11 protein-coding genes are annotated in these 13,553 nt (G+C 72.0%); 6 read left to right on the top strand and 5 right to left on the bottom strand.

Features of this window, described 5'->3' with window-relative positions; all coding sequences use genetic code 11:
- Positions 1 to 24: 24 nt before the first annotated feature.
- On the bottom strand, positions 25 to 714 hold the full coding sequence (locus ACZ434_RS17655; RefSeq protein ID WP_468456675.1) for a maleylpyruvate isomerase family mycothiol-dependent enzyme: 690 nt from the start codon (positions 712 to 714) through the stop codon (positions 25 to 27).
- 223 nt (positions 715 to 937) lie between these two features.
- Here ACZ434_RS17655 and uvrA point away from each other — a divergent pair, with 223 nt between their 5' ends.
- Positions 938 to 3,955, top strand: a complete 3,018-nt coding sequence (uvrA, locus tag ACZ434_RS17650; protein ID WP_468456673.1) for an excinuclease ABC subunit UvrA — start codon at positions 938 to 940, stop codon at positions 3,953 to 3,955.
- 78 nt (positions 3,956 to 4,033) lie between these two features.
- On the opposite strand, the gene ACZ434_RS17645 is transcribed toward uvrA, so the two are convergent.
- Entirely contained in the window at positions 4,034 to 4,951 is a 918-nt protein-coding gene (locus ACZ434_RS17645) for a carbohydrate kinase family protein (protein ID WP_468456671.1), read from the bottom strand.
- Positions 4,948 to 5,991: a LacI family DNA-binding transcriptional regulator gene (locus ACZ434_RS17640; RefSeq protein ID WP_468456669.1), complete on the bottom strand. Its 1,044-nt coding sequence runs from the start codon at positions 5,989 to 5,991 to the stop codon at positions 4,948 to 4,950. The genes ACZ434_RS17645 and ACZ434_RS17640 overlap by 4 nt, the downstream gene beginning before the upstream one ends.
- A gap of 361 nt (positions 5,992 to 6,352) precedes the next feature.
- Here ACZ434_RS17640 and ACZ434_RS17635 point away from each other — a divergent pair, with 361 nt between their 5' ends.
- The gene (locus ACZ434_RS17635; protein ID WP_468456667.1) at positions 6,353 to 6,775 is read left to right on the top strand and encodes a Rieske (2Fe-2S) protein; all 423 of its coding nucleotides are present in this window, start codon (positions 6,353 to 6,355) and stop codon (positions 6,773 to 6,775) included.
- Positions 6,776 to 6,781: 6 nt separating this feature from the next.
- Here ACZ434_RS17635 and ACZ434_RS17630 read toward each other — a convergent pair whose 3' ends face one another.
- Complete coding sequence (locus ACZ434_RS17630) at positions 6,782 to 7,774, bottom strand: hypothetical protein (protein ID WP_468456665.1); 993 nt, start codon at positions 7,772 to 7,774, stop codon at positions 6,782 to 6,784.
- 274 nt (positions 7,775 to 8,048) lie between these two features.
- Entirely contained in the window at positions 8,049 to 8,216 is a 168-nt protein-coding gene (locus ACZ434_RS17625) for a hypothetical protein (protein WP_468456663.1), read from the bottom strand.
- A gap of 182 nt (positions 8,217 to 8,398) precedes the next feature.
- Here ACZ434_RS17625 and uvrC point away from each other — a divergent pair, with 182 nt between their 5' ends.
- The 4 genes from uvrC to whiA are packed head-to-tail and all read left to right on the top strand — an operon-like array spanning position 8,399 to position 13,531.
- On the top strand, positions 8,399 to 10,486 hold the full coding sequence (gene uvrC, locus ACZ434_RS17620; RefSeq protein ID WP_468456660.1) for an excinuclease ABC subunit UvrC: 2,088 nt from the start codon (positions 8,399 to 8,401) through the stop codon (positions 10,484 to 10,486).
- Positions 10,483 to 11,487 carry an RNase adapter RapZ gene (gene rapZ, locus ACZ434_RS17615; protein ID WP_468456658.1) on the top strand — a complete coding sequence of 335 codons (1,005 nt, stop codon included), beginning with the start codon at positions 10,483 to 10,485 and terminating at the stop codon, positions 11,485 to 11,487. Before uvrC ends, rapZ begins: the two co-directional genes overlap by 4 nt.
- Entirely contained in the window at positions 11,484 to 12,551 is a 1,068-nt protein-coding gene (locus ACZ434_RS17610) for a gluconeogenesis factor YvcK family protein (protein ID WP_468456656.1), read from the top strand. The genes rapZ and ACZ434_RS17610 overlap by 4 nt, the downstream gene beginning before the upstream one ends.
- Positions 12,542 to 13,531, top strand: coding sequence for a DNA-binding protein WhiA (gene whiA, locus ACZ434_RS17605; RefSeq protein WP_468456654.1), 990 nt, complete (start codon positions 12,542 to 12,544; stop codon positions 13,529 to 13,531). Before ACZ434_RS17610 ends, whiA begins: the two co-directional genes overlap by 10 nt.
- Positions 13,532 to 13,553: the final 22 nt, after the last annotated feature.

Genomic DNA, 13,553 nt, shown 5'->3' with positions numbered 1-13,553 from the left:
CCGGAACCCGCGCGGGGTGAGATCTCACAGCGGGGGGAGCGACGGAAGGCTGCCGCCCCGCACCGCCAGCCGGGAGCCGTCCCGGCGGCCGGCGAGCCAGCCGAGCAGGTCCGCCGCCGTCCCCTCGACGGCGACCGGGCCGCCGTCCGCCCCGCCGCCGGTCGTCCAGGTCCGGCCGTCCACGGTGGCCAGGGCGGTCGACGGCACGTCCGCGTGACCGGTGAACCGCGCGGCGAGGAAGTCGATCTCCCGCACCGTGAACTCCTCCGGCAGGTCCTCCAGCTCGTAGCCGGTCCCGAGGTCCACGTGGTGCAGTTCCACCTCGGCCCACCGCCGGAACGGCACCCGTTCCGCCCGGTCCGTGACGCCGTTGCGCAGCTCCACCGTGCGCGACCAGTCCGCCGGGGCGTCGCCCGCCGCGCGGAAGCGCTCCGCGCTCTTGCGCAGATCGGCGAGCTGTGCGTCGAGGGGGCGCGGGGCACCCTCCTCGATGTCGGCGTCCCGGGCCTCGCCGGACACGTACATGGGACGCCCCTCCAGGACGTTCACCAAGGCGTCCGCGTTGCGGGCGAGGTGGGCCAGCACATGTCCGCGGGTCCACCCGGGCAGGCGTGACGACTGGGTCACAGCCGCGTTGTCCAGTGCGCCGACCGCGGTGAGCAGCCGCTCGGTAGCGGCTTGTACAGACGCCAGGTCATCAGCGTGATCAATCATGGTGCCGACCCTAGCCCTGTCACACCTTCGGGTGAAGGTGGCGAAGCGCCGCCCTAAATCGAATGCACGTGCTATAAGCTCGGAAGTGGCGTCGGGCATGCTGGAGAGCCGGGGTTTGTTGACAACCCGTGAATCCGAACCGGCGTTGTCAGTGGCTCCCCCTAGTCTGAGAAAGACGGGGGCCCCGCCCCTGTCACTTCTCTCAAGAAAGGTGCGGACCGGCGTGGCCGACCGTCTCATCGTCCGTGGAGCGCGCGAGCACAACCTCAAGAACGTCTCGCTCGACCTCCCGCGCGACTCGCTCATCGTCTTCACGGGCCTGTCGGGGTCGGGCAAGTCCTCGCTGGCCTTCGACACCATCTTCGCCGAGGGCCAGCGGCGCTACGTGGAGTCGCTCTCGTCGTACGCCCGGCAGTTCCTCGGCCAGATGGACAAGCCGGACGTCGACTTCATCGAGGGGCTCTCCCCGGCGGTCTCCATCGACCAGAAGTCGACCTCCCGCAACCCGCGCTCCACGGTCGGCACCATCACCGAGGTCTACGACTACCTGCGGCTCCTCTTCGCCCGCATCGGCAAGCCGCACTGCCCCGAGTGCTCCCGGCCGATCTCCCGCCAGTCGCCCCAGGCCATCGTCGACAGGGTCCTCCAGCTGCCGGAGGGCAGCCGCTTCCAGGTGCTCTCCCCGCTGGTGCGCGAGCGCAAGGGCGAGTTCGTCGACCTGTTCTCCGACCTCCAGACCAAGGGCTACTCCCGCGCACGCGTGGACGGCGAGACCGTGCAGCTCTCCAGCCCGCCCACGCTGAAGAAGCAGGAGAAGCACACCATCGAGGTGGTCGTCGACCGCCTCACCGTGAAGGAGAGCGCCAAGCGCCGCCTCACCGACTCCGTGGAGACCGCCCTCGGCCTCTCCGGCGGCATGGTCGTACTCGACTTCGTCGACCTCCCCGAGGACGACCCCGAGCGCGAGCGCATGTTCTCCGAGCACCTGTACTGCCCGTACGACGACCTGTCCTTCGAGGAGCTCGAGCCCCGCTCCTTCTCCTTCAACTCGCCCTTCGGCGCCTGCCCCGAGTGCACCGGCATCGGCACGCGCATGGAGGTCGACCCCGAGCTGATCGTCCCCGACCCGGACAAGAGCCTCGACGAGGGCGCCATCCACCCCTGGTCGCACGGCCACACCAAGGACTACTTCGACCGCCTGATCGGCGCCCTCGCCGACGCGCTGGGCTTCCGCACCGACATCCCCTTCGCGGGCCTGCCGCAGCGTGCCAGGAAGGCACTGCTGCACGGCCACAAGACCCAGGTCGAGGTCCGCTACCGCAACCGCTACGGGCGCGAGCGCCGGTACACCACGGCCTTCGAGGGCGCCGTCCCCTTCGTCAAGCGCCGGCACAGCGAGGCCGAGAGCGACGCCAGCCGCGAGCGCTTCGAGGGCTATATGCGCGAGGTGCCGTGCCCCTCCTGCGAGGGCACCCGCCTCAAGCCGATCGTCCTCGCGGTCACGGTCATGGGGAAGTCCATCGCCGAGGTCTCCGCGATGTCCATCAGCGACTGCGCGGACTTCCTGGGCGAGCTGAAGCTCACCGCCCGCGACAAGAAGATCGCCGAGCGCGTGCTGAAAGAGGTCAACGAGCGGCTGCGCTTCCTGGTCGACGTCGGGCTGGACTACCTGTCGCTGAACCGCGCGGCGGGCACCCTCTCCGGCGGCGAGGCCCAGCGCATCCGCCTGGCCACCCAGATCGGCTCCGGACTCGTGGGCGTGCTCTACGTCCTCGACGAGCCGTCCATCGGACTGCACCAGCGGGACAACCACCGGCTGATCGAGACCCTGGTCCGGCTGCGCGACATGGGCAACACGCTCATCGTCGTCGAGCACGACGAGGACACCATCAAGGTCGCCGACTGGATCGTCGACATCGGCCCCGGCGCCGGCGAGCACGGCGGCAAGGTCGTGCACAGCGGCTCGCTCAAGGAACTGCTCGCCAACACCGAGTCGCAGACCGGCCAGTACCTGTCCGGCAGGAAGGCCATCCCGCTGCCCGACGTCCGCCGCCCGCACGACCCGTCGCGCCGGCTCACGGTGCACGGCGCCCGCGAGAACAACCTCCAGGACATCGACGTGTCCTTCCCGCTGGGTGTGTTCACCGCGGTCACCGGTGTGTCCGGCTCCGGCAAGTCCACACTGGTCAACGACATCCTGTACACCCACCTCGCCCGCGAGCTGAACGGCGCCCGCAGCGTCCCCGGCCGGCACACGCGCGTGGACGGCGACGACCTCGTCGACAAGGTCGTCCACGTCGACCAGTCGCCCATCGGCCGCACCCCGCGCTCCAACCCGGCGACGTACACCGGTGTCTTCGACCACGTCCGCAAGCTGTTCGCCGAGACCACCGAGGCGAAGGTCCGCGGCTACATGCCGGGCCGGTTCTCCTTCAACGTCAAGGGCGGCCGCTGCGAGAACTGCGCGGGCGACGGCACCATCAAGATCGAGATGAACTTCCTCCCGGACGTCTACGTCCCGTGCGAGGTCTGCCACGGTGCCCGCTACAACCGGGAGACCCTGGAGGTCCACTACAAGGGCAAGTCCATCGCCGACGTCCTGAACATGCCGATCGAAGAGGCCATGCACTTCTTCGAGGCCGTCCCGGCGATCTCCCGCCACATGAAGACGCTCAACGACGTCGGCCTCGGCTACGTCCGGCTCGGCCAGGCCGCGACCACCCTGTCCGGCGGTGAGGCGCAGCGGGTGAAGCTCGCCAGCGAGCTGCAGAAGCGCTCCACCGGCCGCACGGTCTACGTGCTGGACGAGCCGACCACCGGTCTGCACTTCGAGGACATCAGCAAGCTGCTGACGGTCCTGTCCGGCCTGGTCGACAAGGGCAACACGGTGATCGTCATCGAGCACAACCTCGATGTGATCAAGACCGCCGACTGGGTCGTCGACATGGGCCCCGAGGGCGGTTCCGGCGGCGGTCTGGTCGTCGCGGAGGGCACGCCGGAGCAGGTGGCCGGCGTTCCGGCCAGCCACACGGGCAAGTTCCTGCGGGACATTCTGGAGCCGGGGAAGATCAGCGACGCCGCGCAGGTGAGTGCCCCGCGCAGGACCGCCACGGCGAGGAAGACGGTCGCGGCGAAGGCCGGCACCCGCAAGACCGCCACCAAGGCCGTCGACGGCGCGGCAGCCAAGAAGACGGCCGGCAAGGCCGCCGCGAAGAAGACCACGCGGGCCACCAAGGCCTGACCGGCACGGACCGCACGGACACGCGCCGTGCCGCAGGTGGCCACCGGGTCACCCCGCGGCACGGCGCGTGTCCGTGTGTCAGGTGTCCTGCGGCTCCAGTTCGTGCGCGTACGGCGGTTCCGCGCCCGCGCGGGAGCAGGTGACCGCCGCCGCGCGCGCCGCGAAGCCCAGCAGGCCCTGCCAGCCGTCCGCGCCCAGCGCGGCGAGGCCCTCGGCGCTGAGTGCGTCACGGGCCGCGAGACCGTGCAGCAGCGCCGCGTTCACCGTGTCACCGGCGCCGATCGTGTCGACCACCTCGACCCGCTCACCCGGCACCGTGTACTCGCCGCCCTCACGTGTGTACGCGGTCAGCCCGTCACCGCCCCGGGTGACCACGACCGCCGACGGGCCGGCCGCCAGCCATTCGCGCGGGGACCCGCCGAGCCAGTGGGCGTCCTCCTCGGAGAGCTTCAGCAGCGACACCGACGGCAGCCAGCCTGCGAACCGGGCCCGGTAGGCGTCGGCGTCCGGGATCAGTCCCGCCCGGATGTTCGGGTCCAGCGCCGTGAACACACCCCGCGCGGACGCGGTGCGCATCAGCTCCTCATAGGCGCTGGCGCCGGGCTCCAGCACCAGTGAGCAGGTCCCGAAGGACACCGCGCGGGCGCCGGCCGGCAGTGTGCCGGGCGTCCGGAACAGCCGGTCGGCGGTCCCCTCGACGTAGAAGGAGTACGCCGCCGAGCCGCCCGCGTCGACCGTGGCCACGGCGAGCGTCGTCGGCTCGTCGCCGCGCTGCACCGGCGACACGTCCACCCCGGTCTCCCGCAGCCGGTCCAGCAGCGCCTCGCCGAAGGCGTCACGGGACACCCGGGAGCAGAAGGCGGTGGGGGAGCCCAGGCGGCCCAGCGCCACTGCCGTGTTGTAGGGCCCGCCGCCCAGTGCCGGCGTCAACGCGGCGAGCGCACCCGCGCCGCGCGGTACCAGGTCGATCAGTGCCTCTCCGGCTACGACGATCACGAGGGGGTTCCCTTCTCCGGGGCGGTCGGACAGCCGCAGGACGTGCGGTGGACGAAGGTGCAGGGGAGCTGTTCGGTCCGTGCGGGCCGGTCCGGATCGGCGAGACGTTCCAGGAGCACCCGTACGGCCCGGGCGCCGATCTCCCTGCTGGGCTGGGCGACGGCCGTGAGGCGGGGGGAGAACAGATCCGCCCAGGGGAAGTCGTCGAAGCAGCACAGGGCGATGTCTTCTGGCACGGACAGGCCGTGGTCCCGCAGGGCACGCAGCGCGCCGATCGTCATGGCGTTGTTGGCCGTGATCAGCGCGGTGGGGCGGGCGCCGAGGGCCAGGAGGGCGGTGGTGGCCCGCTGTGCCCCCGCGGTCTCGGAGTCGCCGTGCACCACGATCCGCTCGTCGTACGGCAGCCCGGCCGCCGCCAGACCGTGCCGGTAGCCGGTGATCCGCCCGGTCGTCGTGCTGAGCCCCGGCAGTCCGGCGACCAGGGCGATCCGGCGGTGGCCGAGTCCGGCGAGGTGGGTCACCAGCCGGGCCGTCGGCTGCGTGCTCTCCGCGCAGATCTGGTCGAAGCGGAGCCCGTCGCCGTCCTCGGGCGCTTCGACCAGCCGGTCCAGGAACACGGTGGGCACGCGGTGGCGCCCGAGGTAGGCGAGAAGGTCGCGGGGCCGTGCGGACGGGGCGACGATCATGCCGTCCACCCGGCGCTCGTGGAGCAGCTGGACGACCTTGCGTTCGTGCCGGGGGTCGTCGTGGGGGTCGGCGATGAGGAGGCCGTATCCCTGTTCCAGGGCGGCGGCCTCCACGCCCTGGAGGATCTCCGTGAAGTACGGGTTGCTGATGGCGGACACCGCCAGGCCGATCGACCGGGTGCGGGAGGTGACCAGGGAGCGGGCCAGGGTGTTGGGGGTGTAGCCGAGTTCCTCGACGGCGTCGAGGACGGCCTGGCGGGTGTGGGGGAGGACCGGGCGGGTGCCGTTGAGGACGTGGGAGACGGTGGCGACGGAGACGCCTGCGGTGCGGGCCACGTCCGTCATGGTTGTCATGGCGCTCCGGTTTGGGGGCTGGGTGCTGGGTGGGGGCTGGGTGGGGGCTGGGGGCTGGGTCCCGGATGGGGACCGTATCCCATCCGGGAGGGGGCGTAAACGTTTGCGCAAGCGTTTACGCGAGCCGGGTCGCGTTGTGCCGGTGGCCGGGCTGGGCGGGGGTGTTGCGCAGCCCGGCGTTGCGGGGTGCCGTCGCGCCCACCCGTGCCGCTGGGGGTACCGCCCAGGCCTTTGAGGCACTGGGGGAGGCACGACTGCCCGCGGAGGGCGGAGGGCGGAGGGTGGGAGGGGGACCCGTTGGGGGTGGGGGTATCGTGCCTGGTGGTTGCGTTCTGTTGATGTGTTGCTTGCTGGAGTTCTCATGGCCGCCCGACCCGTCGCGAGTCGTCGTACCGTTCTGCGAGGGGCGGCACTGGCCCCTGTCGCCGGACTGGGGCTCTCAGCCTGCGGGGGTGGCGGTGAGGACAGGTCCGCTCCGCTGAGCGGGCCCGTCGAGCTCGGGCCGGAGAGCGAGGTCGCCGAGGGCGGCGCGAAGCTGTACCGGGATCACAATGTGGCGGTCAGCAGGAGCGGCGACGGCACCCTCAAGGCGTACGACACCCGCTGCACGCACGCGGGCTGCCCGATCAACAAGCTGGACGGGACGAAGCTGGTCTGCCCCTGCCACGGCAGCGAGTTCGACGTCACCACCGGCAAGGTGCTGCGCGAGCCGGCCGTGGCGCCCCTGAAGCCGCTGACCGTCGAGGTGAAGAACGGCACGCTGGTGGCCGCCCCGCAGGACTGACCGGAGTCACTCCCAGTCCCAGGCGATCCCCACGTAACCCGACCGCACGCGCGGTTCCACGAGGTGCACCGCGTGGTGCCGGCCCCGGAGCGGCAACTCCTGACGCCCCCCGCGCGGTGCCGCCGCCGAATGCTGGGTGAAGCGGTGGCAGCGCACCGGGAGCACCGCCGGGTCGAAGCCCACCTGGAGGGCGTACTGGCCGCCGGGGGAGTCCGCCCCGCGCACGTACTCGCGCGAGACCCCGGCCGTGCCGTCCTCGACGGCGTAGCGGAAGAGGAAGGTGTCGCCGGCTCGCAGCCGGGTGTCGAAGAGCAGCTCGGCGGCGAGCACACCGGTGTCCTGGTGGCGGCGGACGCGTCCGGTGCGGCAGTTCTCCAGGGCGTGTACGGTCATCCGCTCCGGCGCGGAACCGGGGTCGCCGCGGTGGACGGCCACATAGCGGTCGACGCCGTCCCGGTGTGCGCGCACGATGTGGTGCGACTCGCACTCCGCCAGCTCCCGGTGCGCGCCGATCCGTACCCGTTCGTGGTGCCCCAGGGTGTGCAGTCCGCCGTCGCGCGGGGTGCCGAAGTCCGCCAGCAGGCGTTCCAGGGCGCCCGAGGCCTCCACCAGGGAGCGGTAGGACCGGCCGGAGGAGCGGCGGCCCGCGGCGCGGTCGTCCGACTCGGCGAGCAGCCGGATCAGTGACTCCTCCGGCAGTTGCAGGATCTCCTCCAGCGCGCGTACCGCGCGCAGCGACTCCGGCCGCTGCGGACGGCGGGCGCCCTGCTGCCAGTAACTCAGGCTGGTGACGCCCACCCTCACGCCGTGGCGCGAGAGGTGGTGCTGCACCCGTTGCAGCGGCAGGCCCCGCGCGGCTATCGCGGCGCGCAGGGCGACGTGGAACGGGCCGCCACGCAGGGCCGAGTCCAGTTCCGCGGTGACGACGTCCGTGGTGATGACGTCCGCGGTGACGACGTCCGCGGTGGCGACGTGCGCGTGCTGTGTGGCGTGCGGCATGCAGGGGCCTTTCTGTGAATGTCCACAACGGCTGGTCAGACCGTTCGCGCGGGGCATCCCGGAGCCCGCCCCCGTCGGCGCGGCCGAGCCTTCACATCCGTACGCCGCCGTTCAGGCCCCGAGTTCCCCCGCATTGAAGCGTGTTGACCAAGTCCCGACAACACCTGACGCCCAACAGCGGCGCACACGTGCCGGGGGCCGCACCGGCCCCCGGGCCGGCACGGCCCTCGGGGCACGTACCGTGATGCGCTTTTCGTCCGCCCTCGGACAGGTCCTAGGACCCGGCGGATGCCTCCTGGTCGCGGAGGCGGGACAGGAGGCGCTTGGCGCGCACGATGTCCGGATCGCGCGGGTCGAGGGACTCGGGGAGCGCGTACCTCTCGTCCGCGTGGCGGCGGGACCGGGACGGTCGTCGTGGTTTCTCGATCCGCGTCTGTCGCATCCGACCAGCCCTCCGACTCGTGACCGCTCTCGTGGCCGCCCCCGCGGCCGTCTGCCGATCTCCGGGGACGGAACCCCCACCTTCCCGCTCACCGCCCGCCGTAACCCATCCGCGCGCCCACCGGGCCCCCGGCCGTCCACAGCCCCGCCGCGCTGTCGGTCCCCGCCAGTAGGGTGTGAGACATGGCCGACCCCTCCAGCTACCGCCCCAAACCGGGTGAGATCCCCGACTCACCGGGGGTCTACCGGTTCCGTGACGAGCACCGCCGGGTGATCTACGTCGGAAAGGCGAAGAGCCTGCGCCAGCGCCTGGCGAACTACTTCCAGGACCTGGCCGGACTGCACCCCCGCACGCGTTCGATGGTGACCACGGCCGCGTCCGTGGAGTGGACGGTGGTGTCCACGGAGGTCGAGGCGCTCCAGCTGGAGTACTCCTGGATCAAGGAGTACGACCCCCGGTTCAACGTCAAGTACCGCGACGACAAGAGCTACCCGTACCTCGCGGTGACGATGAACGAGGAGTTCCCGCGCGTGCAGGTGATGCGCGGTCACAAGAAGAAGGGCGTCCGCTACTTCGGTCCGTACGCGCACGCGTGGGCGATCCGCGACACCGTGGACCTGATGCTGCGGGTCTTCCCGGTGCGCACCTGCTCGGCGGGCGTCTTCAAGAACGCCGCCCGCACCGGCCGGCCGTGTCTGCTCGGCTACATCGACAAGTGCTCGGCGCCCTGTGTGGACCGCGTCTCCGCCGAGGACCACCGGGAACTGGCCGAGGAGTTCTGCGACTTCATGGCCGGCCGCACGGGCACGTACCTCCGCCGCCTGGAGCAGCGGATGACGGAGGCGGCCGAGGAGATGGAGTACGAGCGGGCGGCGCGCCTGCGCGACGACATAGGGGCCCTGAGGAAGGCCATGGAGAAGAACGCGGTCGTGCTCGCCGACGCGACCGACGCCGATCTGATCGCGGTCGCCGAGGACGAGCTGGAGGCGGCCGTCCAGATCTTCCACGTGCGCGGCGGACGCGTGCGCGGCCAGCGCGGCTGGGTCACGGACAAGGTCGAGGAGATCACCACCGGCGCCCTGGTCGAGCACGCCCTGCAGCAGCTCTACGGCGAGGAGACCGGCGACGCGGTCCCCCGGGAGGTCCTGGTCCCCGCCCTGCCGGACCCGGTGGAGCCGGTCCAGCTCTGGCTGACCGGGCGGCGCGGCTCGGGCGTGTCCCTGCGCATCCCGCAGCGCGGGGACAAGAAGGCCCTGATGGAGACCGTGGAGCGCAACGCCCAGCAGGCGCTCGTGCTGCACAAGACCAAGCGTGCCTCCGACCTCACCACGCGCTCGCGGGCGCTGGAGGAGATCACCGACGCCCTGGACCTGGACAGCGCCCCGCTGAGGATCGAGTGCTACGACATCTCGCACCTCCAGGGCGACGACGTGGTGGCCTCCATGGTCGTCTTCGAGGACGGGCTGGCCCGCAAGAGCGAGTACCGCCGCTTCCAGATCAAGAGCTTCGCCGGGCAGGACGACGTCCGCTCCATGCACGAGGTGATCACCCGCCGGTTCCGGCGCTACCTGGCGGAGAAGGAGCGCACGGGGGAGTGGACCGACGGCGAGGACCCGGGCGCCGGGACGCCGGCCGGCGGTCTCGCCGAGCCGCCCGCGAACACGCTCACCGAGGACGACGGCCGTCCCAGGCGCTTCGCCTACCCGCCGCAGCTCGTGGTGGTCGACGGCGGTGCCCCGCAGGTCGCGGCGGCCCAGCGGGCGCTGGACGAGCTGGGCATCGACGACATCGCCGTGTGCGGCCTCGCCAAGCGGCTGGAGGAGGTCTGGCTGCCGGGCGACGACGACCCGGTGGTGCTGCCCCGCAGCAGCGAGGGCCTCTATCTGCTCCAGCGGGTCCGTGACGAGGCGCACCGCTTCGCGATCACGTACCAGCGCACCAAGCGGGCCAAGCGCTTCCGCTCCAGTCCGCTGGACGACGTGCCCGGTCTCGGCGAGACCCGCAGGCAGGCGCTGCTCAAGCACTTCGGTTCGTTGAAGAAGCTGAGATCGGCGACAATCGACCAGATCTGCGAGGTTCCGGGCATAGGCCGCAAGACGGCCGAGACGATCGCCGGGGCCCTCGCACAGGCGGCACCCGCCGCCCCCGCCGTGAACACGGCGACGGGCGAGATCATGGATGACACGGAAGAACCCGGGCAGGCGACGGGTTCTCCCGGGGAGCCCGTGTCCACGGGCGTCCCGGACGAACGACGGGGGCAGGAACAATGACCGAGCACGAGACAGGGCCCGCGGCAGAGCAGGACGGGGCGCGGCAGCACACCGGCGGAACCGAGAACCGCGACAGCGCCCGCCGGAACGACGGAGCACAGGTGGAAACGGGCAAGGAAAAGGCCGGGGCGGCCGAGGCGGGCATCCCCGAGCTGGTGATCATCTCCGGCATGTCCGGGGCCGGCCGTTCCACGGCCGCGAAGTGTCTGGAGGACCTGGGCTGGTTCGTCGTGGACAACCTGCCGCCCGCGCTGATCACCACCATGGTGGAGCTCGGCGCGCGTTCCCAGGGCAACGTGGCGCGGATCGCGGTCGTCGTCGACGTCCGCGGCCGGCGCTTCTTCGACAATCTGCGCGAATCCCTCGCCGACCTCGACGGGCGGGGAGTCACCCGGCGGACGGTCTTCCTGGAGTCCTCCGACGAGGCCCTGGTGCGCCGCTTCGAGTCCGTGCGCCGCCCGCACCCCCTCCAGGGCGACGGCCGTATCGTCGACGGCATCGCCGCCGAGCGGGAGCTGCTGCGCGAGCTGCGCGGCGACGCCGACCTGGTGATCGACACCTCCAGCCTCAACGTGCACGAGCTGCGCGCCAAGATGGACGCCCAGTTCGCCGGGGAGGAGGAGCCCGAGCTGCGGGCCACCGTCATGTCCTTCGGCTTCAAGTACGGCCTCCCGGTCGACGCCGACCTGGTCGTGGACATGCGGTTCCTGCCCAACCCGCACTGGGTCCCCGAGCTGCGCCCGTACACCGGCCTCAACGAGGAGGTGGCGTCGTACGTCTTCAACCAGCCCGGCGCCAAGGAGTTCCTCGACCGGTACGCCGAGATGCTGCGGCTGATCGCCGCGGGCTACCGCCGTGAGGGCAAGCGCTACGTGACCATCGCGGTCGGCTGCACGGGCGGCAAGCACCGCTCGGTCGCGATGTCGGAGAAGCTCGCCGCCCGGCTCGCCGCCGAGGGTGTGGAGACGGTGGTCGTCCACCGGGACATGGGTAGGGAATGACACGACGCACTCCCCGGCTGAGCCGGCTGCGCAGAGCGGTCCCCGAGGGCCGCGCCGGCCGCCCGGTCGAGACCCGTGGCGCGAGACCGCGCCGCAGGGGCGCCCAGCCCAAGGTCGTCGCCCTCGGCGGCGGCATGGGCCTGTCCGCGTCGCTCGCCGCCCTGCGCCGGATCACCGGCGACCTCACCGCCGTCGTCACCGTCGCGGACGACGGCGGCTCCAGCGGGCGCCTGCGCGACGAACTGGGCGTGCTGCCCCCGGGCGACCTGCGCAAAGCGCTGGCCGCGCTGTGCGGGGACGACGACTGGGGCCAGACCTGGGCCCGGGTCATCCAGCACCGGTTCCAGTCCCAGGGCGATCTGCACGAGCACGCGGTCGGCAATCTGCTGATCGTCGCCCTGTGGGAGCAGCTCGGCGACCACGTCCAGGCTCTGGACCTGGTGGGCCTGCTGCTCGGCGCGCACGGGCGGGTGCTGCCCATGTCCGCCGTGCCGCTGGAACTCCAGGCCCTGGTCAAGGGCCACGACCCCCGGCGGCCGGAGGAGGTCGACACGGTCCGCGGACAGGCCACGGTCGCGCTCACGCCCGGCGAGGTGCAGTCCGTGCACCTGGTGCCGAACGATCCGCCGGCCGTGCCGGAGGCGGTGGAGGCGGTCCTCGACGCGGACTGGGTGGTGCTCGGACCCGGCTCCTGGTTCTCCTCGGTCATCCCGCACCTGCTCGTACCGGAACTGCTGGACGCTCTCATCGAGACGAAGGCGCGCCGGGTACTCTCGCTGAACCTCGCGCCGCAGCCGGGAGAAACCGAGGGCTTCTCCCCGCAGCGTCATTTGGAGGTTTTGGGACGACACGCCCCTAAACTCGCCCTGGACGTGGTGCTGGCCGACGAGGCCGCCGTGCCCGACCGCGACTCGCTGACGGAGGCCGCCAAGCGGTTCGGCGCCGCGGTCGAGCTGGCCCCGGTGGCCCGGCCCGACGGAAGCCCCCGGCACGACCCGGAGCTGTTGGCCGCCGCGTACGACCGTATTTTTCGGATGCATGGAAGGATCGGCCCATGGCGATGACGGCAGCGGTGAAGGACGAGATCAGCCGGCTCCCCGTCACCCGTACCTGCTGCAGGAAGGCGGAGGTCTCCGCCATTCTGCGGTTCGCCGGCGGCCTCCACCTGGTGAGCGGGCGCATCGTGATCGAAGCTGAGCTGGACACCGCGATGGCGGCGCGCCGGCTCAAGCGGGACATCCTGGAGATCTTCGGCCACAGCTCCGAGCTGATCGTGATGGCCCCGGGCGGACTGCGCCGGGGCTCGCGTTACGTCGTACGGGTGGTCGCGGGCGGCGACCAGCTGGCCCGCCAGACCGGTCTGGTGGACGGCCGGGGACGCCCGATCCGCGGTCTGCCCCCGCAGGTGGTCTCGGGGGCCACCTGTGACGCCGAGGCGGCCTGGCGCGGCGCCTTCCTGGCCCACGGCTCCCTCACCGAGCCGGGCAGGTCCTCCTCCCTGGAGGTGACCTGCCCCGGCCCCGAGGCGGCGCTCGCCCTGGTCGGGGCCGCCCGCCGGCTGCACATCGCCGCGAAGGCGCGCGAGGTGCGCGGGGTGGACCGGGTCGTGGTCCGCGACGGCGACGCGATCGGTGCGCTGCTCACCCGGCTCGGCGCGCACGAGTCGGTGCTGGCCTGGGAGGAGCGCCGGATGCGCCGCGAGGTGCGGGCCACGGCGAACCGGCTGGCCAACTTCGACGACGCCAACCTGCGCAGGTCCGCCCGCGCGGCTGTCGCGGCCGGTGCGCGGGTCCAGCGCGCGCTGGAGATCCTCGGGGACGACGTCCCCGAGCACCTCGCGGCGGCCGGCCGGCTGCGCATGGAGCACAAGCAGGCCTCCCTGGAGGAGCTGGGCGCGCTCGCCGACCCGCCGCTCACCAAGGACGCCGTGGCCGGCCGCATTCGCCGGCTGCTGGCGATGGCCGACAAGCGCGCCTCCGACCTCGGCATCCCGGGCACGGAGGCCAACATCGGCGAGGAACTGGACGACAAGCTCGTCGTCTGACGGGGTGGGTGAGCCGTCGGGC

Source organism: Streptomyces sp. NPDC030893, assembly GCF_055571535.1.
Note: the sequence above shows the minus strand (reverse complement) of the source record. Positions and strands in the feature narration are given on the sequence as shown.